This is a genomic window from Vibrio sp. Vb2131 (assembly GCF_033338535.1).
GTDB lineage: Bacteria > Pseudomonadota > Gammaproteobacteria > Enterobacterales > Vibrionaceae > Vibrio > Vibrio alginolyticus.
The window spans coordinates 50,249-72,783 of sequence record NZ_JAWOSW010000023.1; the positions used below are offsets into that span (position 1 = coordinate 50,249).

The following is a 22,535-nucleotide window of genomic DNA, read 5'->3' on the forward strand; positions in this document are numbered from 1 at the left end:
GGAAACGAAACAAGGACAAATAAATAATGAATAAGGTGAGTTTACTAGCAGCGTCAGTGGCTATCGCTCTTACAGGCTGTGGCGGTTCAGATGGTGGTTCAAACAGTGCTAACGACGGCGTTGTGATCACAGGTTTTGACGGCTACTTCAAGCATGCCGTTGTTTTTGAAGATACGAACAACAACGGCCAATGGGACACTCAAGAAACATTCCTTGGTCTGACCGATGAGAAAGGTCAACTGAAATTGGATGCAAAACCAGAAAGCACTCTAGCGCTACAGACCATCACACCAAACGGTTCAAAGCAGAAACAGCTCATCGCCTTGGATGCGAAAGAGTACGCTGGCAAATACACGGTAGATATGGATCATCCAGGCCAAGCTATGGCGCACGAAATCGTATTCCGTGCACCAACATCATCAAACGTGATTTCACCTATCACGGATCTTGTGGCGATTGAAATGGCAAAGGATCCAGCCATTAGTGAAGAAGACGCGAAAGCGAAAGTAAACCAAGCGCTAGGAGGCTCAGAAGAAGCACCAATTGATCTGTACAGTGATTTTGTTGAAGGTGCGACAAAAAACGCCGAACTACATAAAACCGCTCAGATTCTGACCGACTCGAAAGCACAAAACCCAACGAATTACGAGAAAAAAGCCACGGAGTTTGCTCAAGCGGCAAACCAAGAAGTGGAACGTCTTGTTACATCTGGCGAAAACATCAATGACCCAAATCTACGTCCAATCATCACTGACGCGACCCCACACAGCGACACCTTAGCACCTGAAACGGCAGTTAATAACAAGCTAACCGTAAACAAAATCGTCGAAAAGGCAGCTAAAGATAAGCTAGAAAAACTACCAAAAATCGTACAAGGCGTGGACTTTGATGGCTTAGAGCTAGACATTGAAGGTCTATTTGCAGACAAAGACCAAAACCTTGTGACAACCAAACTGACGCACAACTTTGCAGGCACAGGCATTGAAGTTGTGCAAACTGGCAACCTGATTGTTCTACATCCAACAGCAATCGTAGAGAAAGCTGGTGATTTTGAGATTGTTCTAACGGCGCAAGACATTGATTCGTCAGGTAAGGTTTTGGGTACGGTAAGCACCGTATTTCAGTTCGAAATCGAATCGGCAAACTTACCACCAATGGTTGTAGAAACAGAACAAGCGCGTCTGCAGTCCATCGTTGATGGTTGGTACCTACAACAAGGTGAAGTGTTTGAACAAACACTCGATATTTCTGGTTTGTTCCAAGATAAAGACGGTCAAATTACCGACTACTCAGCGGACTATGTAGACATTGAAGGTCTAACAGTATCTGAGGATGGTAATGCAATTATCACCATTAAAGGCACACCAACAAAAGCAGGTGAAGCTGGAGCAGTACTTGCGATTAGCGCAACAGATGGCCATACCGCGGTACAAATTGCGCTCAGCATGCCAACGGTTATCGAAGGCGTCACGCCACCACCAGTAGTACCGACTTTGGGCTTCACTCACGAGCACTTCAACGGTCAAGAATGGAAAATGGGTAGCTTTGCACAGAAAGATGGTGAAATTGGCTACGCCATGTTGATGCAAGATTCTGAAGGCCTACTATTCTGCTGGGGTTCAAACCACGATGAGATGAATCAAGAGTACAAAGCGAACATCAGTGACTTCCTAAAAGACACATGGGAACACGATGCTTACGCCATTCTTGCCGATCTGGACCAACAAACTGGTTACACGGAATACAACAATAAAGACTGTAACGACGTTGAGCTGAAAGACGGTAAGCTATACAACAGCTACGGCGACGAGTATGAAATGTTGTACCAGCACAAAACCGAGCATAACGGCACTCAAATGATCGTTAAAATCTCAGATGATGAGCTGTTCTGGATGGACTCAAGCAATACCCCATTTGCAGAATCACTTTCGGTTGCAGAACACATCAAACACGGCACGTTAGAGCATGACTTGATGGTAGAAAGTAATGGCACAGGCGACGACACAGTCCTGAAATACTCGTCAGGTGCGTACGAATACGACACTGATACTTACAACTACACTTCGTTCATGCCAACAGGATTCCAAACTCCAGGTAATTGGGAAATCCAGAATGATGAAGACCGTGAACTGCTGATTCTAGAAGAAACAGGCTCAGAGTCAGATTACAAAACTCGTCATCGTTACATCAACCGCGATTTTGGTGACTTTTATATTGGTATTCGTTGGAGTAAAGAACAAAACGGTCATGAATCCGCACCGGAATATGGTCTGTACTCTAACAGCAAAGAAGCCATGACAAGCATCGCGAGTTCACTACCGATTTTGGAGCCTGGTGATGATGACTAAAGCAACCATCGTTAACCCTTGCTGTGATAGCGTGCATTTGCGTAGAAGACGCAGAACATTTTGGGAACGATTGGTCGGCATCAAAGAAGTGTATATCTGCTCTAACTGTCACAAAGAAACGCCACTCAAATAGCGATAATATTTGAGACCGCAAAAAAGCCCCGAACTCGGGGCTTTCTTCTATATTTTGACCGCAATATCTGAGTCGTTATTTCACGCACACCACGTTCAATAATGAGGTCCCGGTGAGCTGATTGGGCTCACGATCGGCGAACAAACCTTTCTTATCTTTGCCCCAATACGGCAGTTGCAGTGGCCATTGATTTTTTTCCATCACCCCAGACGCCCTCAGCGCTTTAAACTCTGCAGGGTTGGCTAAGCTCATACCCAGTTGCTGACATACTTTGTGCGAGTTTTCGTAGTTGAGGCGGTTCCACGGCTTACCATGTTCCATGTAAAACTGATTATGGTGATCGAGTAAATATGGGACCACGTACGTTTTGCCTTGTAAGGAGGTTCTCAACCGAACTTCAATGTCATCATTCCCGCTCACAACTGGCTTCGCTTTGGTCTTAGCAACAGGCTTGGACGAAGAATTATCACGTGTATTTTTTACCTTGGTCTTTGACTTCTCTTCCGGAGCTTTAAAGGCGTCGGTATCAGCTCGCACGGCAGGAACTGGCGCGGGTTTCGGGGTCACCGTCGGTGTTGGCTTAACCGAAGATGCGGCTGATTTCGACGGCACAGCGGGTTTAGATGGTGTCGTAGACTGTTTACTCTCTTTTCCAACCACGCGGATGAACGCCTCTTTGTAATTCGACAAGGTTTTGACTCCTCGTAAGTCATCCCTCGCATCAGACAATGCCTTGTAAGGTCCAATCAAACAACGATAGCCTTTGGATTCAGGCTTCATCCATACGTCAGTCGTGATTTTACTATAGAGAGGCTTAGCTTTCGCGAGAGACATAGGCTTGGGTAGCAATCCGCATTGAATCCAGTAAAGGTAGTTGCCCCCCTGCGGCACTTTCTTTCCCCATACTCCGTTACCAATTGGGCACGTTTTCTCAAGCATCGGTAATTCTTTCTCGCTGGCTTGAGTGGCTTGGCAAAGGAACTCCTCCGCCTCAACTGGATTAGAAAACTGGGCGCATACCAGCAACAAACCCAAAGCCAGGCTTGCTTGGAAGACGTTAGATGGGCGTTGGGCCTTCTTCATTTCCATACACTTCACTCTAAATTAGTGGGTAAGGTCATCATGGCGGAAAAGCGCCAAAAAAATGTGAACAAAGAATAACTAGCAAAAAAAGAGCCGGAATTTGCATCCGGCTCTCAGTTTAGGAAGGAATTAAGCGAATTTACAACGCTTGGTGGGAAAATTCTTATCCTTTGTACAGTTTCGGGTTGAATACATCACGTAGCCAGTCGCCCAACAGGTTGATAACCAAAACCAATGTTACTAGCACGATGCCTGGGAAAGCAGTAATCCACCATGCACCAGAGAAGATGTAGTTAAAGCCGATGCTGATTAGCGCCCCCAGAGACGGTTGATCGACTGGCAGACCTAAGCCTAGGAATGACAGCGCCGCTTCCGACATGATCGCGTTCGCTACCTGTACCGTCGAGATAACCAAGATTGGCGATAGACAGTTCGGCAGAATGTGACGGAACATGATTCGCGGAGCTTTAAAGCCCATCACACGCGCCGCTTCGACGTATTCTTTCTTCTTCTCTGCCAATACCGAGGCACGAATAGTCCGTGCGTATTGCGGCCATTCTGCCACACCGATGATCACCACCAGCATGACCACCGCATATTGGCTGTAAAAATCACTGCCAAAACTGGCTTTGAAGATAGCTGACACGATGATCGCCACCATCATGGTCGAGAACGACAACTGTACGTCTGCAAAACGCATCAAGAAGCTATCGATACGGCCGCCGAAATAACCCGCCGACAAACCAATGATGATACCCAGAATCAACTGAAGACCGACGGCTAAAAAGCCGATCGTCAAAGACAAACGAGAACCGTAAAGAATGGTCGATAAAATATCACGGCCTTGCTCATCAGTACCAAGAACAAAACGCTCATCGCCATCTTCCATCCACGAAGGTGGCAACTCAGAATCCATGATGTCGATAGACGTCAGATCGTACGGGTCTGTTGGCGCAAGAATCGGTGCAGCCAATGCCAATACTAAGAACATCATAAAGACGGTAAAACTCGCCATCGCCACTTTGTCGCGTTTGAAATAATACAGAAAATCTGACTCTTTGAAACGCTGCCACGCTGATGGAGCAGGAGCTGGTGTTAAATTTGATTGGCTCATGATTAAGCTCCTTTTCCAGTTAGGTTCACAGTTGGGTTGATGATGCCGTACAGCAAGTCAACGATGGTATTGGTTACCACGAAGATCAGACCAACAAAGATAACGTAGGCAGTGATCAGCGGTGTATCTACACGGTTGATTGCCTCTAGGAAAAGGAAGCCAGTGCCCGGCCATTGGAACACGGTTTCAGTAAGAATGGTGTAGGCCACCATGGTACCAATCTGCACGCCACCTACCGTCAATACTGGTAGCATGGTGTTCTTAAGTGCATGTTGGTAATAAATCTTTTGTAAGTTCAAACCTTTTGCTTTGGCGAACTTAATGTATTCCGAACTCAGAACTTCCAGCATTTCTGAACGCACCAAGCGGATGAACAACGGCAGCATGATAGACGCTAGCGCAATACAAGGTAGGATGAGGTGCTTGATACCATCAATGGTAAAGAAGCCAGATTCCCAACCGAGTACGTTAGCGGTTTCACCTCGCCCATAGGAAGGCAACCAACCGAGTTCTATGGAGAAGACATACATCAGCATGATTGCGGTTAAGAACACCGGAATCGAGATACCGACACTGCTCATCGCCATGACAAATTTGGTAAAAACACTCTTAGGATGAATCGCAGAGTACACCCCAAGCGGAATAGAGAAAACAATGATGATAAGCGTCGCGCCAAACACGAGCTCTAATGTAGCTACCAGCTTGTCGAGAATCACCTCAACCGCAGGTCGCTTGAAAAAATATGAGGTACCCAAATCACCTTGCAGTGCATTACCCACAAAGCGCGTGTACTTTGTGATAAAGGGATCGTTCAGGCCCAAGTCGTCGCGTAGCGCTTGACGCTCCGATTCCGAAACCGACTGACCTACAAGCTCACGCAGCGGATCACCCAGGTTGTCCTGAATGGCAAACGCCACCAAACTGATCACAAACATCACTATCAGTGCCTGAAACAGGCGCTTGACCAGAAACGAAAACATTCCTTGCCCCTTAACTATCCATAGATCTCTAAATTAGAGAGAAAATTCAGTCTAAATAGCCAACTCAATCCGACTGAAACAAAACTGAGTCGAGTGCTTTAAGTTGAGGAGGGAAATCCATCCCTCCTCAAAGTCGACTAACCGTGATTATTCAACCACTAGGTCACCGAAGTAAGGCATTACCATTGGGTTAACGATATCTGCCGCTTTCACGTTAGACTTCGCGCCCCATGCTTCACTTTGCCAGTGTAGCGGTACGAATGCTGCGTCGTTGTATAGTGTCGCTTCTACGCCCTTCAGCATTTCTGCACGTTTCGCAGGGTCCGTCTCTACGTTCGCAGCTTCAACCACTTTGTCCATTTCTGGGTTTGAGTAGTAACCACAGTTGTACTGACCACGACCGGTTTCTTCGTTACGAGTCATAGTTAGGAACTCGTTGAAGTTCGCTGAGTCTTCTGTATCTGAGTGCCAACCGATCATCAGCATGTCTGCCGCACACTTGTCGAACTCAGGCCAGTACTGCGCTTTTGGCATGGTCTTCAGATCAACCTTGATACCGATCTTAGACAACATTGCCGCCGCCGCTTGTGCTACTTTCGCATCGTTCACGTAACGGTTGTTTGGTGCGATCATCGTTAGCGTCAGGCCGTTTTCGTAGCCCGCTTCTTTCATCAGTTCTTTCGCTTTCTTCAAATCGTAGCGAGGAACCAGTTTGTCATCGTGACCCACGTAACCTGCCGGGCTTTGCTGACCAGCAGCCGTTGCGAAGCCTTTCATGATTTTCTTCACGATACCTTCGTTATTGATTGCGTGAACAATCGCTTGGCGAACGCGAACGTCTTTCAATGCTTCGTTGCTGTTTTGGTTTAGTTGGAACGTGATGATACGAGTACCAGGTAGCGTAACTAGGTCGATGCCATCAGCATCTTCAACGCGTTTGTGGTCGTTTGGCGCTACAGGGTGAATCATGTCAACACCGCCAGAAAGCAGCGCTGCTACACGAGTCGCGTCTTCTTTGATTGGAACAAGTGTTAGCTTATCAACGTTACCTTTCGACTCTTTGTCCCAGTAATCTTTAAAGCGTTCAAATTCCACTTTTACGCCCTGCTCACGTGATGTCACGATGAACGGACCCGTGCCAGAAACGTTAGTCGATGCAAATGAGTTACCGTGCTTCACTAGTTCAGACTTGTCTTTGCCGTCTGCGGTTTTACCCGTGTAGAACTTGCTGTCCATAGGGAAAATGTACGTTGCGGTTTGCAACACTAGTGGGTAAGGACCTTTAGTTACAAGATCGAACGTGTTGTCGTCAACTTTGACGATTTTTTCGTACGGGTCGAAGATGTTTTTAAAGTCAGGAGAGCTTTGTAAACGCTGGAACGTCCACACGACGTCGTCAGCCGTTAGAGTATTGCCAGAATGGAATTTCACACCTTCACGCAGTTTGAAACGAACAGTCGTATCGTTAATACGTTCCCAGCTTTCTGCTAGACGAGGCTCGAAATCCATTTTTTGAGTAAAGCGAACCAACGGATCAAATACCATGTGTGACATTTGCAGTGTGCCACCTGATAGCTGCTCATGTGGGTCAAGCGATACTGGGTCAGCTGCATAGCCAACTTTGATATCTGCTGCCATTGCGTTAAAGCTTAGGCCCGCAGCCATTAGCGCCACTGCTAATTTGCTTTTCATGGTTTTCATTTGCATAACTCCTTCATGCGGGGATACGGATCCCTTGTTGTTGTGTTTGCGTCTTTGTTATGACTAAAGGTTAGCCAAGCGAATTGCTTGGTTTATGCCGTTTCGATCTCTTCTCGCAAGCCAGTAAACTCCGGCATCAGAGAAATCAATTTTTTGCTGTATTCGTGTTGAGGTGCCGTGAATAACTGTTCTGTTGGTGCCACTTCTAAAAGTGTACCCATTTGCATCACACCTACTCGGTCACACATCTGACGAATAACAGGTAAATCGTGGCTGATAAACAACATAGTCAAGTTCAGCTCACTTTGCAGATCTTTCAGCAAGTTTAGAATTTGTGCCTGTACCGATACGTCCAGTGCTGAGGTCGGTTCATCACAAATCAAAAGTCGAGGACGAGTCGCCAACGCACGCGCAATAGAAATACGCTGACGCTGACCACCGGAGAATTCATGAGGGTACTTAAGCCCAGCCATTCGACCCAAACCAACATGATCCAATAGGTCATTTACGATTTGGCGAGTTTCCGACTCGTTTTTCGTCAATTTATGGAAACGGATTGGCTCAGCAATAATATCGAATACCTTCATACGAGGGTTCATTGAAGTATATGGGTTTTGGAACACCATCTGCATTTGACGACGCATCGGGCGGCGCTCTTTCTCAGAGGTTAAAGCGGTCAGGTCAATGCCCTCGAATTTCACCTGACCAGAGTTAGGTTGGTATAAACCAGCAATCACACGTGCAATGGTCGATTTACCTGAACCAGACTCGCCCACCAAACCAAAGGTTTCGCCTTCGTGCACTTCAAAGCTCACATTATTAGATGCTTGCACGTATTCTCGGCGGCTCTCGAACAAAGAGTCTTTGGTCACAAAGCGAAGATTGACGTTCTTCACGTCCAAAAGCGGGCCAGTGTACTCACGCTCATCTTGGCTTTGTCCTAACCAGTGGTTCTTGATATCGAGTGGCTCCATTTCCGCCGCTTCTTCGATATAGCTTACTAACGGGAAACGATCTAGCTTTCTGTCTGAACGTGGTACCGCTGAAATTAGACTGCGAGTATAAGAGTGATCAGGATCGCCCAATACTTTGGCTGTTGGTCCAAACTCCACCAAGTCACCACGATACATTACCGCCACGCGATCGGTGACGTTGGAGACGACACCCATATCGTGAGTAACCAACATACAGCCGACATTGTTCTTGATACACAGCTCGCGGATCAAGTTGAGGATTTGGTCTTGGATAGAAACGTCTAACGCCGTAGTTGGTTCGTCCGCAATGATGAGATCAGGCTCACCAGCCAAAGCAATGGCAATGACAACACGCTGACGCATACCACCAGAGAATTGGTGCGGGTACTGCTTTAAGCGGTTTTCTGGTTGAGGAATACCAACCTGCTGCATAAGAGAAAGCGCGCGCTGATACGCCTCTTCATCAGAGACCTTCATGTTGGCGTGGATCGTCTCTTTCAGCTGTTGCTCAACAGTAAAAAGTGGATTGAGCGAGGTCATCGGATCTTGGAAAATAAAACCTATTTTCGAGCCGCGAACCTTACGCATCGCTTCTGGTGATAGGCCAGAAATTTTTTCTCCATCCAAGAAAACATCGCCGCTAGCAACGCGACCTGGAGGGCTAAGCAAATCAATAACGGCGTTACCAACGGTGGATTTACCCGCACCTGATTCGCCAACAACACCCACGATTTCACCACGTTCAATATGAAAAGAAAGTGACTTCACGGCAGCGTGAACGCCGTGTCGGGATGGGTATTCAATACGAAGGTTTTTCACTTCTAATAGTGACATTTCAGACCTCTACTGCCTTGTCTGTGGTATCGAATCATGCCAAAAGCACCATTCATCACCTGAATGAATCCGTTCAAATTCAGAATAATACTCTGAAATCTTAATGCGGAAATAATTTGGCAAAAATCACACAAAAAAGCAACAATTAAAGTATATTCCGCCGAAAAAACATTAAATAAACGCACAATTAGCGAATAAAAATGCATTAACAAGTATTTAACCATTTTCATATCACACTATTTTTGTGCGTCATGCACCAATAAAACTAGAAAAATGCTCTAAAAGTAAACATGAGCTAAACAAGATCATTAACCATATTATTCATGTGCATTTATTAACATTTAACAAACAATATCATATGCAAAAAGTGTTTTTTCAACATAAAAAACTATTAATAAAATAGTCGGCAAATACAAAAAGCCAAACTTAGGAAGAGAAAGGATAGGTCAAAACGTGAACAAAACAGCAAAACCACACAAATCCTGCTCCAACGCAGAATATGCGCCACTTAAGCGGTTTATTGACTAAGCAAAGGAAAGTACCGCTATCCTCATTCGTACGTCATAAGAAAACTCGCCGGTTTTAACCCTTTACGACACAATTGAGAGTGGGATAATAGATGAACAGTGTCAAAGCCAAGCCGTAAATAAAAGGAGCCCCTGTGCTTAAAGCGATTTTTTTTGATATGGACGAGACTTTATGTGCAACGTCACAAGCCGATAAAGTTGCAGGACAAGCGTTTACAACTTGGATTCATAAGACCTATCCACAAGTTACCGAGCCAAAAGCGTTTTTGCAGCGCTACTTGCAGGGTGTATACAAAAAGCTGAATGCTGAGTTCCCTCACCTTGTGGCTCTGCTACCCGATGAAAATGCCTTCCGTTGTGGCCTGATCCAAAACATCTTGGCGGAGCAAGGCGTCAGCATCACTGCAAAAGAGGCTCAACAAGCTCAAGACTACTTTGACTCTGCACGTATGGGCGCGTTCACTTTCTTCCCTGGTGTAAAAGAAATGCTCAGCGACCTTCGTCAACATTACAAACTCGTCGTGATCACTAACGGCCCGATTTTTTCTCAACACCCTAAATTAAACGCGACACAAATGAGCAACTGGGTGGACCATATTATTGTGGGAGGAGAAGAGCCAGAAGAGAAACCTGCTACAAGTATTTTCCAAAAAGCGCTCGACTTGGTCGAAGTAAAACCAGAAGAGGCTCTACACGTGGGCGACTCTTTACCTGCTGACATTGCTGGCGCTAACAATATGGGCATTTTGAGTGTGTGGGTGAATGCGACAGGCGCAAGCAACTCAACGGATATAACGCCAAGTTTTGAAATCCAAGAAACGGTAGAACTGAAAGAAATCCTTAAAACACTCGCCCAATAAAAGCAGCGGATTAGAAAACTACAAAACCCCAGACACTGCTCTGGGGTTTATTTTGTCAGCTCGAAAAGCATTTGGATCATAGGTGGTCAAAAGCCCCTAGAGCTGTACACTTTTGGGGAAAATTGAAATGGAATGCCGATTCTTTTCAGGAGAGATGCAAAAAAGCCCCAGTCTTTCGACTGAGGCTTTAAATAGTGGTCGGTGAAGAGGGATTCGAACCCCCGACCCTCTGGTCCCAAACCAGATGCGCTACCAAGCTGCGCTATTCACCGAACTGTATTTGCTGATTTTCTCAAATCAGACAGGACACTTCAACTAAGAAGTCACCTTAATTAATGGGGTGGCTAACGAGATTCGAACTCGCGACCACCGGAATCACAATCCAGGGCTCTACCAACTGAGCTATAGCCACCATCAATTTTTGCTGTTTACCGCTCTATTAGAGCCATAAACTAAATAGTGGTCGGTGAAGAGGGATTCGAACCCCCGACCCTCTGGTCCCAAACCAGATGCGCTACCAAGCTGCGCTATTCACCGACGATGTTTTATCTTGATTGAATCAAGATTGGGAGCAATGCTACCGCATTCAATCTCAAAAAGAAAGAATGGGGTGGCTAACGAGACTTGAACTCGCGACAACCGGAATCACAATCCGGGGCTCTACCAACTGAGCTATAGCCACCACTGATTTTTACCGATGTATCCTCCGAGGCAATGGTACGCCCGAAAGGATTCGAACCTTCGACCTTTGGCTCCGGAGGCCAACGCTCTATCCAACTGAGCTACGGGCGCATGCCCTATCGGCGGAGTGGAATAATACGGATATCACACTATGCCGTCTAGTACTTTTTTTACTTTTTTTATCGTTTGGTCTCTTTTTCGACAGTTATCTTCCGTTAAAGTGGATTTTTGATGTGATTCACGCCCTGTCATGGATAACTTGTTGTTTATTGCAACAAGTTATCGGGATATAATCACCCATTATTTACATTGATTTAACAGCTGCAACCAAGTTGTCTAATCATTCTATGCCATTCAGTGGAATTTAATGATTTCTCTGCTCGGCATTAATACTCTAACTATATAAATAGGTAAGTCACTTACCTCGGGAATGTGAAGTGGGTTTAATGGATATGTCTCGACAAATGATTAGCGTTTTGTTCGCTGCCTTAACGTTTTCTACGGCAGCTTTAGCTTCTGACATCAGCCAAACTGAATACGATGCGATCGCAGAACGCATCCAACCTGTCGGTGATGTTTATCTAGCAGGTTCTGAGCCAGTGAAAGAAGAACCAACCGGTCCACGTGATGGCGCCACAGTTTATGGTACTTTTTGTATTGCTTGTCACGCATCTGGTGTAAACGGCGCACCTAAAACAGGTAATGCCGATGATTGGGCACCGCGTATTGCACAAGGCAAAGATACGTTAGTGAAGCACGCATTAGAAGGCTTCAATGCGATGCCAGCCAAAGGAACCTGTATGGACTGTTCTGACGATGAAATCATCGCAGCAATTGACCACATGATTGAAGGTCTATAAGTAAAGACATCAACGAAAAAGGCTTGCCAGTTGGCAAGCCTTTTTGTTTTTAGTCAGTGAGAACAAGGTTACTTTACTTCTTAAACATTGCTCGAATATTGGCAATGTGTGCTTGACCTTTCGCCATACGCTCTTCTGCTGATACTGGCTTTTTGTTTACTTCCCATTCAACGTCATCAAATGGCAACTCATCCAAAAAGCGGCTTTGAGTAGGTTTGATCAACTCGCCAAACTGCCGACGCTCTTTGCACATAGTGAAAGTCAGTTCACGTTGCGCTCGAGTAATACCAACGTACATCAGGCGACGCTCTTCTTCCACGTTATCTTCATCAATACTGGTTTGGTGCGGTAAAATACCTTCTTCGGACCCAATTAAGTATACATATGGGAACTCAAGGCCTTTTGATGCGTGCAAGGTCATCAGTTGTACTGCATCACTGTCTTCATCTTCTTCACCGCGCTCCATCATGTCACGCAAGGTCAAACGTTGAACGACTTCTTTTAACGTTTTCTCTTCTTGATCGTAGTTGTCACCCTCTAGGTCCGCCACTATCCATGAATAAAGGTCAGAAACGTTCTTCATTCGCATTTCAGCGGCTTTCGGACTTGTTGAAGTTTCGTATAGCCAATCTTCATAATGGATATCACGAACTAGCGAACGAACCGCTTCGACGGTATCACCACGCTCAGCTTGATCAGCAATCGCCACTAGCCATTGGGTGAAACGACGCAGGTTTTCTAGGCCACGTCCCGTTAGGTGCTGTTCGAGCCCCATTTCAAAGCTCGACTCAAACAGGCTCTTGCCTCGCATATTGGCATAACTGCCTAATTTCTCTAACGTTACTGGGCCAATTTCACGTCGCGGAGTGTTCACAATGCGCAAAAATGCATTGTCGTCATCCGGATTAACCAAAACACGCAAATACGCCATGATGTCTTTAATCTCTGCGCGTGCAAAAAACGAGGTGCCACCAGAAATTTTATACGGTACACGGTTTTGCATCAGAGACTTTTCAATCAAACGTGATTGGTGGTTACCACGATATAGAATCGCATAATCTTTATATTCGGTACGGTTTAGGAACTTATGCGCAATTAGTTCACCCGTTACGCGCTCTGCTTCGTGCTCTTCATTTTTAGCCAACAACACTTTGAGTTTTTCACCGTCAGGAATTTCAGAGAACAAAGACTTCTCATAGACGTGAGGGTTGTTAGCTATCAAAATGTTGGCCGCACGCAGGATTCGACTCGTTGAACGGTAGTTTTGCTCTAGCTTAATCAAACGCAAATTCGGATAATCTTCACCCAGCAACACGAGGTTCTGAGGTTTCGCACCACGCCATGAATAAATAGACTGATCGTCATCCCCTACAACAGTCAATCGCCCACGTTCTCCGACAATTAATTTGACCAGCTCATACTGACTCGTGTTGGTATCTTGATACTCGTCAACCAGTAGGTAACGGATACGATTCTGCCAACGCTGACGAACGTCTTCATGATTACGTAAGAGTAAAACGGGCATCAAAATTAGGTCATCAAAATCGAGCGCGTTATAGGCTTTCATTTGCTTTTGGTACATATCAAAACAGAACGCAAACAATTGTTGCTGTTCACCTTGCGCACGCGCTTTGGCTTGCTCTGGCGTCAACATGTCGTTTTTCCAGTTGGAAATACAACTCAGAAGCTGACGTAGCAGATCTTTATCACCATCAAGCTGCTTTTCGGTAAGTTCTTTGAGCAGCGCTAGCTGGTCTTGGTCATCAAACAGTGAGAAGCCCGCTTTCAACCCTAAATACTTGTACTCACGCTTGATGATGTTCAATCCTAAAGTGTGGAATGTTGATACCATCAAACCTTTAGACTCACCTTTCCCTAACGTTTGACCTACACGCTCCTTCATTTCACGTGCTGCTTTGTTGGTAAACGTCACCGCCGCAATGTTACGCGCTTTGTAACCACATTGCTGAACCAGATAAGCGATTTTATTGGTAATAACACGAGTTTTGCCCGAGCCAGCACCAGCTAGCACTAGGCATGGACCAGACACGTATTTCACGGCTTCATCTTGACTAGGGTTCAGCTTCATAGAAATTCTCTGCGGGTGATGAATGTGGCGCCTATGATAAAGGGGTGGCCTCGTGAAAGCTATGCTGATTTCTTGTAATTTTCACACCAATTAAGTGCAATATTCTGTTGCATAAATGGCGGGTATTTAAGCTATAATGAATGAACGTTCATTCACTAAAGGGTGACATTATGAAGGATAACCCTGCTGTAGATAAACGAGAACAAATCTTAGTCGCTGCTGAACAACTCATTGCTGAATCTGGCTTTCAAGGGCTTTCCATGCAAAAGCTCGCCAATGAGGCAGGTGTCGCAGCAGGGACGATTTACCGTTATTTCTCAGATAAAGAACATCTTTTAGAGGAACTACGCCTTAACGTTGCTAAGCGTGTTGCTACTGCGGTGCAACTAGGTGTTAGTGAAGAGATGCCTTTAAAACAGCGTTATCGAACCATGTGGCTCAATATTTGGAATCTAGCGAGCTCGAACTTAAGTGCGATCAGCAACCGAGTCCAATATGAATCTTTACCCTGTTCAAATAGTAGCAAAGCTCGGGAACTTGAGAGACAAATGTTTGCCCAAGTAGATCTTCTTTTTAATCAGGGTAAAGACGAGGGAGTATTCAAGCTTCTCGATAACGAAGTACTTTCTGGATTAAGTTTTGAGGCAAGTGTTGCACTTGCTCGGAAACACGCTTTGGGATTTTATCAACTGGATAAGACGGCATTAGAGGCCGCTATTGAAGCCAGTTGGGATGCAATTATTAAACACTAACTTGGAGTTCTTAATAGAATGAAAAAGTGGATTTTGATGCTATCAATTGTTTTATTACTTTTTGGTAGCGTTGTTACATACAGACTAATTGATATCAAAGACAAAATGGAGCAGTTTGCCAATCGCCCTGAACCAGCATTCCCAGTAACCGTAACTGAAGTGCAAGCGGTGGATTGGGTACCAGTCATCGAGGCAATTGGTTTTATCGAGCCAAATCAAGGCGTGACGGTAGCGAACGAAACGAGCGGTGTTATCGATAAAATCGCATTTGATTCCGGTACTCAAGTCAAAGCAGGTCAGCCACTAGTACTGCTTGACTCTGACGTTGAGAAAGCGAATTTAAAGAGCTCGCAAGCCAAGTTGCCAGCAGCAGAAGCGAAATACAAACGCTACCAAGGGCTATTTAAAAAAGGCTCTATTTCTAAAGAAGCGTATGACGAAGCAGAAGCGAACTACTTCTCCTTAAAAGCGGACATTGAAAGCTTGAAAGCGACCATCGACCGACGCGAAATCAAAGCGCCATTTGATGGTGTAGTAGGTATTCGTAACGTGTACCTAGGTCAGTACCTACAAGCGGGTACCGATATTGTTCGCCTGGAAGACACCAGCGTGATGCGTTTACGCTTTACCGTGCCGCAAACCGATATTTCACGTATCAATATCGACCAAGAAGTGGATATCTTCGTGGATGCCTACCCAGAACAGCCTTTCAAAGGTTCAATTTCTGCGATTGAGCCTGCGGTTAACGTACAAAGTGGTTTGATTCAAGTTCAAGCGGATATCCCTAACAGTGACGGCAAACTGCGTAGTGGTATGTTCGCGCGTGCAAACATCATTCTGCCTAAGTTAGAAAATCAGGTCACTCTACCTCAAACCGCGATCACATTTACGCTATATGGCGACAATGTTTACATCGTAACAGAAGAAGATGGCGAAAAACGCGTTAAGCAGCATGTGGTAAAAGTTGGCGAACGCTCTAAAGATATCGCACACATTCTAGAAGGCGTAAAGCCAGGTGATGTAGTGGTGACATCGGGTCAAGTCCGTTTGAGTAACCATGCGAAAGTAAGCATTGTCGAAAGCGATGCAACTACCCCACCTGCTGAAACACCAATGCTTTAAGTTGGAGGCATTATGCGCTTTACAGATGTTTTTATAAAACGTCCAGTTTTAGCGGTATCGATCAGCTTTTTGATTGCATTGCTTGGTTTGCAAGCGGTGTTCAAAATGCAAGTTCGTGAGTACCCTGAAATGACGAATACGGTGGTCACCGTGACCACCAGTTACTACGGTGCAAGTGCCAACTTGATCCAAGGCTTTATTACTCAGCCATTGGAGCAAGCGGTGGCGCAAGCCGATAATATTGATTACATGACTTCGCAATCGGTACTAGGTAAATCAACCATTACTGTCAACATGAAGTTGAATACTGACCCGAATGCAGCATTGGCTGATATCTTAGCGAAAACGAACTCGGTACGTTCTCAGCTTCCAAAAGAAGCCGAAGATCCAACCGTAACCATGTCGACAGGTTCGACTACCGCAGTGCTTTACATCGGCTTTACGAGTGACGAGTTATCTTCAAGCCAGATCACAGACTACCTCGAGCGTGTAATCAACCCGCAGTTGTTCACTGTAAACGGTGTATCCAAAGTTGACCTGTATGGTGGTATGAAGTACGCACTGCGCGTATGGCTAGATCCTGCCAAAATGGGCGCTTTGAAGTTGACCGCTACGGATGTGATGAGCGTTCTTAACGCCAACAACTACCAATCTGCAACCGGTCAAGCGACGGGTGAGTTCGTGCTTTATAACGGTAGCGCAGATACTCAGGTATCAAACGTTGCTGAACTTGAAGCATTGGTCGTGAAAACTGGTGAAGGGGATGTCATCCGCCTAGGTGATATCGCTAAAGTAACGCTGGAGAAGAGTCACGACGTTTATCGCGCAAGTGCAAACGGTCAAGAAGCCGTGGTTGCGGCGATCAACGCAGCACCAAGCGCTAACCCAATCAACATTGCAGCAGACGTACTTGAACTGTTGCCTCAGCTTGAGCGCAACCTACCAAGTAACATCAAAATGAACGTGATGTACGACTCAACTATCGCCATCAACGAATCGATTCACGAAGTAGTGAAAACGATTCTTGAAGCAGCGGTCATCGTACTTGTGGTTATCACACTGTTCCTAGGTTCATTCCGCGCGGTAATCATTCCTATCGTGACCATTCCACTTTCATTGATTGGTGTGGCAATGGTGATGCAGGCAATGGGTTTCTCTTGGAACTTGATGACGCTACTGGCGATGGTGCTTGCCATCGGTCTGGTGGTGGATGACGCGATCGTTGTACTAGAAAACGTTGACCGTCACATCAAAGAAGGGGAATCGCCATTCCGAGCTGCAATTATTGGTACGCGTGAAATTGCGGTTCCAGTTATCGCGATGACATTGACGCTAGGTGCAGTGTACGCGCCGATCGCATTGATGGGTGGTATCACCGGTTCATTGTTCAAAGAGTTCGCTTTGACACTGGCAGGTTCAGTATTCGTATCCGGCATCATCGCTTTGACACTATCACCAATGATGTGTTCGAAGATGCTGAAGGCGAACGAGAAGCCAAGCAAGTTTGAGCAAAAAGTTCACCATGTACTTGATGGCATGACTAATCGCTACGCAAGCATGTTAAAAGCAATAATGGCTAGCCGACCAGTGGTGATCGTGTTTGCGATAATTGTATTCGCAAGTTTACCAGTCCTATTCAAGTTTATTCCTAGCGAGCTAGCTCCATCTGAAGATAAAGGTGTTGTAGTACTCATAGGGACCGCACCATCAAATTCGAATTTGGACTACATCCAAAACACCATGGATGATGTGAATAAGATTCTCTCTGATCAACCAGAAGTGGAATACGCTCAGGTATTTAACGGTGTACCGGATTCTAACCAAGCGTTTGGTTTAGCTACACTCAAACCATGGGGCGAACGAGAAGCGAGCCAAGCAGAAATCAAACAGCGTGTTGGCGGGCTTGTTTCGAGCATTCCGGGAATGTCTATTGCTGCCTACGAAATGCCGGAGCTACCAGGTGCTGGTTCAGGCCTTCCTGTACAGTTCGTAATTACAACGCCAAACAACTTTGAAAGTTTGTTTACCGTTGCAAATGACATTCTGTCGGAAGTAGCAAGCAGTCCAATGTTTGTCTATTCCGATCTGGATCTGAAATATGATTCTGCAACGATGAAGATCAAGATCGATAAAGACAAAGCGGGTGCCTACGGTGTGACTATGCAAGACATTGGTATCACCCTCAGCACCATGATGGCAGATGGTTATGTAAACCGTATCGACCTAAATGGCCGCTCTTATGAGGTAATTCCTCAGGTTGAGCGTAAATGGCGTCTAAACCCAGAATCGATGAAGAACTACTATGTACGCTCTGTGGATGGTAAAGCGGTTCCATTAGGTAGTCTGATTACCATTGATGTGGTGGCTGAGCCTCGCTCTTTGCCACACTTCAACCAGCTAAACTCAGCAACTGTGGGGGCTGTTACAGGCCCTGGTGTTTCGATGGGGGATGCAGTTAATTGGTTTGAAAATATTGCACAAACCAAACTGCCTGCAGGGTATAACCATGATTACATGGGCGAATCTCGTCAGTTTGTAACGGAAGGTAGTGCCTTGTATGCAACCTTCGGTCTTGCACTTGCGATCATCTTCCTCGTTCTGGCGATTCAATTTGAATCACTCCGCGATCCTATTGTCATCATGGTATCTGTACCTCTGGCAATATGTGGTGCCTTGATCGCATTGGCCTGGGGTACGGCCTCGATGAACATATACTCGCAGGTTGGTTTGATCACGCTGGTCGGCCTAATAACCAAGCACGGTATCTTGATCTGTGAAGTCGCCAAGGAAGAGCAGTTACATAATAAACTGTCTCGTATTGATGCGGTGATGGAAGCTGCGAAAGTGCGTCTTCGCCCTATCCTAATGACCACTGCAGCGATGATCGCAGGTCTGATCCCACTGATGTACGCAACAGGTGCAGGTGCCGCGCAACGTTTCAGTATCGGTATCGTCATCGTTGCTGGCCTTGCAATCGGTACACTGTTCACACTATTCGTGCTACCTGTGATTTACAGCTACCTAGCTGAAAAACACAAACCTCTGCCAGTATTTGTTGAAGACAAAGACTTGGAGAAGTTAGCGCGAGTTGACGAAGCGAAAGCAGCTCATCGTGAATTAGCGGATAACAGATAAGCTATTAAGGCATTCAAAAAGGTCACTTCGGTGGCCTTTTTTATTGCCGCTCTCTTTTTTGCCATCTAAATGGCGACTTTCACGTATCATTTACTTAAAATGAGGACAAATCAAAAGGAGTTTTAGCCACTATGTTTGACCCAAAGAAATTAGAGCAAATTGCTAAACAGATTCACGACTCAATGCCTCAACCTGTAAAAGAGTTGGGCTCTGATGTCGATCAGAAAGTTCGTCAAGTAATCCAAGGCCAGCTAAACAAGCTAGATGTTGTAAGTCGCGAAGAGTTTGATGTTCAAACTCAAGTTTTACTACGTACACGTCAAAAGCTAACAGAAATGGAACAGAAGTTGGCGCAACTTGAAGAAAAGCTTGCTGAAAAATAAGTATCAAAGCGCTCCTCACAAAGGAGCGTTTTTCTTATCGGCGCGCAGATAAATCGGCTAAAAACAAAAAGGCTTGGTCAACGGCGACCAAGCCTTTTGATTAGATGTTGTGTTTTATTTTGTATTTATCACTCCAGTCTGCCTGGAGTTTATCTACTGCGTTACTTGAGACTAAGTAAATTACGCAGTATTAAGGCTTCATTTCTAGGAGAAGGCGCGGACTTTACGATAGTAAACGAGCACCTTCGACACCAAAATGGAACCTTAAGGCCAGTAATTTAGCCGCCCACCGCGATACGCTTCATATCAGTCATGTAACCACGTAGCTCTTCACCGATGTACTCTACAGGGTGATTGCGGATTGTTTCATTCACAGCGATAAGAGTCGCGTTATCTACTTGGTTAGACGTTTCACCTAAACCTTTACCAATTACGTCAGTATTTACGGCCGGCATAAACTTCTCACGTAGAAGCGGCGTTGCTACGTTAGCGAACAGGTAGTTACCGTATTCCGCAGTGTCTGAGATAACCACGTTCATCTCGTATAAACGCTTACGTGCGATAGTGTTTGCGATAAGTGGCAGCTCGTGTAGAGACTCGTAGTAAGCAGACTCATCGATGATGCCAGATGCCCTCATCGCTTCGAATGCTAGCTCAACACCCGCACGAACCATAGCAACCATCAGGATACCGTTATCGAAGTACTCTTGCTCAGAGATTTCTACGTCAGTTTCTGGGTAGTTTTCGAAAGCAGTTTCACCTGTTTCTGCACGCCAGCCTAGTAGATTTGCATCGTCGTTTGCCCAGTCAGCCATCATAGTGCTAGAGAAGTGACCGGTGATGATGTCATCCATGTGCTTGTTGTATAGCGGACGCATCAGTTCTTTTAGCTCTTCAGAAAGCGCAAATGCTTTCACTTTTGCAGGGTTAGTTAGGCGATCCATCATGTGAGTGATACCACCAAACTTCAGTGCTTCAGTGATGGTTTCCCAACCGTATTGAAGAAGCTTACCAGCGTAGCCAGGATCGATACCATCAGCAATCATCTTCTCGTAACATACGATAGAGCCAGCCTGTAGCATGCCACAAAGGATAGTTTGCTCACCCATTAGGTCAGATTTCACCTCAGCAACAAAAGAAGACTCTAGACAGCCTGCACGGTGACCACCTGTTGCTGCAGCCCAAGCTTTCGCGATATCCCAACCTTCACCTTTTGGGTCGTTCTCTGGGTGAACAGCGATAAGAGTCGGTACACCGAAACCGCGCTTGTATTCTTCACGAACTTCCGTACCTGGACATTTAGGTGCAACCATTACTACCGTTAGGTCTTTACGGATTTGCATGCCTTCTTCAACAACGTTGAAACCGTGAGAGTAACCCAGTGCTGCGCCTTTTTTCATTAACGGCATTACCGTCTCAACAACGTTTGTGTGCTGCTTATCTGGAGTAAGGTTTACTACTAGATCAGCTTGTGGAATTAGCGTTTCGTAGCTACCTACCTCAAAACCGTTGTCTTTTGCGTTTTTGAATGACTGGCGTTGCTCATCAATCGCGGCTTGGCGAAGCGCATAAGCAACGTCTAGACCAGAGTCGCGCATGTTCAGACCTTGGTTAAGACCTTGAGCACCACAACCTACAATGACTACTTTCTTACCTTTCAGATAATCCGCTTCTGAAGCGAACTCACTGCGGTCCATAAAACGACAACGACCTAATTGGTCCAACTGCTCGCGCAAGTTTAGGGTATTGAAATAATTAGCCATCTGGGTACTCCTTTGAGATTCTTCCATTGAGGTCAGTAATTGCCTTACCGAATAACTTCATACTAAAACAGACATGAGATTGCTTAAAGTGATATATTCACAATTAGTTATTGCAATTTATGCAACATGGAAATGAAAATTTAATGAATATCAAAAGCCTGCAACTTTTCATTCATCTCTGTGAGAGTAAAAGTTTCGCCAAGACCGCAGCGGCAATGCATATTAGCCCTTCAGCCTTAAGCCGACAGATACAAAAATTAGAGGAGGAAACCAGCCAACAATTGTTTTTACGCGACAACCGTAGCGTTGATTTAACTATCCAAGGTAAAAAGCTAGTCCCAGTCGCCTTAAAGATTCTTGGCGAATGGCAGCAGTATCAGAGTCACCTGAAAGGAACCGAGGATGAATTGAAAGGAGAAATCCGTCTCTTTTGTTCTGTTACTGCAAGCTACAGCCATCTTCCGGAGCTAATCTCTGACTTTCGTATTCAGAACCCTTTCATTGAGTTCAAACTATCAACCGGCGATCCAGCTCAAGCGATCGACAAAATACTAGCAGATGAAGCCGATATTGCCATATCAGCCAAGTCAGAACAGATGCCAAATAAAATCGCATTTGAAACGATCAGTGAAATCCCACTTTCTGTCATCGTACCTGTTGGGGTTAGTGCGTTTGCTGAAGAGCTACAAAAAGAAAAACCAGACTGGTCGGTCATTCCATTCATACTCCCAGAAGCAGGAACGGCAAGAGACAGGGCCAATAGTTGGCTCAAACAAATGAAAATAAAGCCAAAGATTTACGCACAAACTTCCGGACATGAAGCCATCGTAAGTATGGTTGCATTGGGGTGTGGAGTAGGTATCGCACCTGATGTTGTAATCAATAACAGTCCGGTAAGAGAAAAGATAAATCGTTTAAAAGTCTTACCAATTAAACCTTTTAAACTTGGTGTTTGCTGCAACAAAACTCAGCTGGAAAATCCGCTTGTTAAAGCCTTTTGGAAGGTTGCAGAGAGCAAGTATATCGCACCTTAGATGAACACTTTTTAGGTATAAAGTGAGCTAATTTTAAAACTCTATAGATGCAAAAAAGCCCGCTCTTTCGAGCGGGCTTCTTAAATTTAAAGCCTGGCGATGTCCTACTCTCACATGGGGAAGCCCCACACTACCATCGGCGCTATTTCGTTTCACTTCTGA

15 protein-coding genes and 5 tRNA genes are annotated in these 22,535 nt (G+C 45.5%); 8 read left to right on the forward strand and 12 right to left on the reverse strand.

Annotated elements, in window-relative coordinates:
* The first annotated feature begins 26 nt into the window (after window positions 1-26).
* Window positions 27-2,348: a hypothetical protein gene (locus tag R7E38_RS20090; RefSeq protein WP_053307265.1), complete on the forward strand. Its 2,322-nt coding sequence runs from the start codon at window positions 27-29 to the stop codon at window positions 2,346-2,348.
* Between the two features lie 208 nt (window positions 2,349-2,556).
* On the opposite strand, the gene R7E38_RS20095 is transcribed toward R7E38_RS20090, so the two are convergent.
* From R7E38_RS20095 to R7E38_RS20115, 5 genes are all read right to left on the reverse strand, one after another.
* Window positions 2,557-3,570, reverse strand: a complete 1,014-nt coding sequence (locus tag R7E38_RS20095) for an SPOR domain-containing protein (protein ID WP_053307264.1) — start codon at window positions 3,568-3,570, stop codon at window positions 2,557-2,559.
* 157 nt (window positions 3,571-3,727) lie between these two features.
* Window positions 3,728-4,678, reverse strand: a complete 951-nt coding sequence (locus R7E38_RS20100) for an ABC transporter permease (RefSeq protein ID WP_005384239.1) — start codon at window positions 4,676-4,678, stop codon at window positions 3,728-3,730.
* Between the two features lie 2 nt (window positions 4,679-4,680).
* Window positions 4,681-5,658 (reverse strand): ABC transporter permease, encoded by a 978-nt coding sequence (locus R7E38_RS20105; RefSeq protein ID WP_005379110.1) that lies wholly within the window; start codon window positions 5,656-5,658, stop codon window positions 4,681-4,683.
* Between the two features lie 147 nt (window positions 5,659-5,805).
* Window positions 5,806-7,359: an ABC transporter substrate-binding protein gene (locus R7E38_RS20110; RefSeq protein ID WP_005379109.1), complete on the reverse strand. Its 1,554-nt coding sequence runs from the start codon at window positions 7,357-7,359 to the stop codon at window positions 5,806-5,808.
* Window positions 7,360-7,451: 92 nt separating this feature from the next.
* On the reverse strand, window positions 7,452-9,167 hold the full coding sequence (locus R7E38_RS20115; protein WP_005379108.1) for a dipeptide ABC transporter ATP-binding protein: 1,716 nt from the start codon (window positions 9,165-9,167) through the stop codon (window positions 7,452-7,454).
* 661 nt (window positions 9,168-9,828) lie between these two features.
* On the opposite strand from R7E38_RS20115, the gene R7E38_RS20120 reads away from it, so the two are divergent.
* Window positions 9,829-10,554: an HAD family hydrolase gene (locus R7E38_RS20120; protein ID WP_005379107.1), complete on the forward strand. Its 726-nt coding sequence runs from the start codon at window positions 9,829-9,831 to the stop codon at window positions 10,552-10,554.
* A 195-nt stretch (window positions 10,555-10,749) separates the two neighbouring features.
* Here the strand turns inward: R7E38_RS20120 and R7E38_RS20125 are convergent.
* The 5 genes from R7E38_RS20125 to R7E38_RS20145 all read right to left on the reverse strand — a co-directional run bounded on the left by R7E38_RS20125 (window position 10,750) and on the right by R7E38_RS20145 (window position 11,346).
* A tRNA-Pro gene (locus tag R7E38_RS20125) sits at window positions 10,750-10,826 on the reverse strand.
* Window positions 10,827-10,890: 64 nt separating this feature from the next.
* Window positions 10,891-10,966, reverse strand: a tRNA-His gene (locus R7E38_RS20130).
* A gap of 48 nt (window positions 10,967-11,014) precedes the next feature.
* Window positions 11,015-11,091, reverse strand: a tRNA-Pro gene (locus tag R7E38_RS20135).
* 69 nt (window positions 11,092-11,160) lie between these two features.
* Window positions 11,161-11,236 (reverse strand) — tRNA-His (locus R7E38_RS20140).
* A 33-nt stretch (window positions 11,237-11,269) separates the two neighbouring features.
* Window positions 11,270-11,346 (reverse strand) — tRNA-Arg (locus tag R7E38_RS20145).
* A gap of 335 nt (window positions 11,347-11,681) precedes the next feature.
* Here R7E38_RS20145 and R7E38_RS20150 point away from each other — a divergent pair.
* Window positions 11,682-12,095, forward strand: a complete 414-nt coding sequence (locus R7E38_RS20150; RefSeq protein WP_005384252.1) for a c-type cytochrome — start codon at window positions 11,682-11,684, stop codon at window positions 12,093-12,095.
* A gap of 73 nt (window positions 12,096-12,168) precedes the next feature.
* Here the strand turns inward: R7E38_RS20150 and rep are convergent, their stop codons facing one another.
* On the reverse strand, window positions 12,169-14,184 hold the full coding sequence (gene rep, locus R7E38_RS20155; protein WP_064353500.1) for a DNA helicase Rep: 2,016 nt from the start codon (window positions 14,182-14,184) through the stop codon (window positions 12,169-12,171).
* 170 nt (window positions 14,185-14,354) lie between these two features.
* Between rep and R7E38_RS20160 the strand changes: the two genes are divergently transcribed.
* The 4 genes from R7E38_RS20160 (at window position 14,355) to ubiK (ending at window position 19,576) form a co-directional block, all read left to right on the forward strand.
* Window positions 14,355-14,936: a TetR/AcrR family transcriptional regulator gene (locus tag R7E38_RS20160; protein ID WP_005384254.1), complete on the forward strand. Its 582-nt coding sequence runs from the start codon at window positions 14,355-14,357 to the stop codon at window positions 14,934-14,936.
* 18 nt (window positions 14,937-14,954) lie between these two features.
* Window positions 14,955-16,058 carry an efflux RND transporter periplasmic adaptor subunit gene (locus tag R7E38_RS20165; RefSeq protein WP_042523871.1) on the forward strand — a complete coding sequence of 368 codons (1,104 nt, stop codon included), beginning with the start codon at window positions 14,955-14,957 and terminating at the stop codon, window positions 16,056-16,058.
* A gap of 12 nt (window positions 16,059-16,070) precedes the next feature.
* Window positions 16,071-19,193 carry a multidrug efflux RND transporter permease subunit VmeD gene (gene vmeD / locus R7E38_RS20170; protein ID WP_033907400.1) on the forward strand — a complete coding sequence of 1,041 codons (3,123 nt, stop codon included), beginning with the start codon at window positions 16,071-16,073 and terminating at the stop codon, window positions 19,191-19,193.
* A gap of 131 nt (window positions 19,194-19,324) precedes the next feature.
* Window positions 19,325-19,576: a ubiquinone biosynthesis accessory factor UbiK gene (ubiK, locus tag R7E38_RS20175; protein ID WP_005379099.1), complete on the forward strand. Its 252-nt coding sequence runs from the start codon at window positions 19,325-19,327 to the stop codon at window positions 19,574-19,576.
* A gap of 278 nt (window positions 19,577-19,854) precedes the next feature.
* Here ubiK and ilvC read toward each other — a convergent pair whose 3' ends face one another.
* On the reverse strand, window positions 19,855-21,339 hold the full coding sequence (ilvC, locus tag R7E38_RS20180) for a ketol-acid reductoisomerase (protein WP_104979895.1): 1,485 nt from the start codon (window positions 21,337-21,339) through the stop codon (window positions 19,855-19,857).
* 143 nt (window positions 21,340-21,482) lie between these two features.
* On the opposite strand from ilvC, the gene ilvY reads away from it, so the two are divergent.
* A complete protein-coding gene (gene ilvY, locus R7E38_RS20185; RefSeq protein WP_025768266.1) occupies window positions 21,483-22,373 on the forward strand; it encodes an HTH-type transcriptional activator IlvY in 891 nt (296 codons plus the stop codon).
* Window positions 22,374-22,535: the final 162 nt, after the last annotated feature.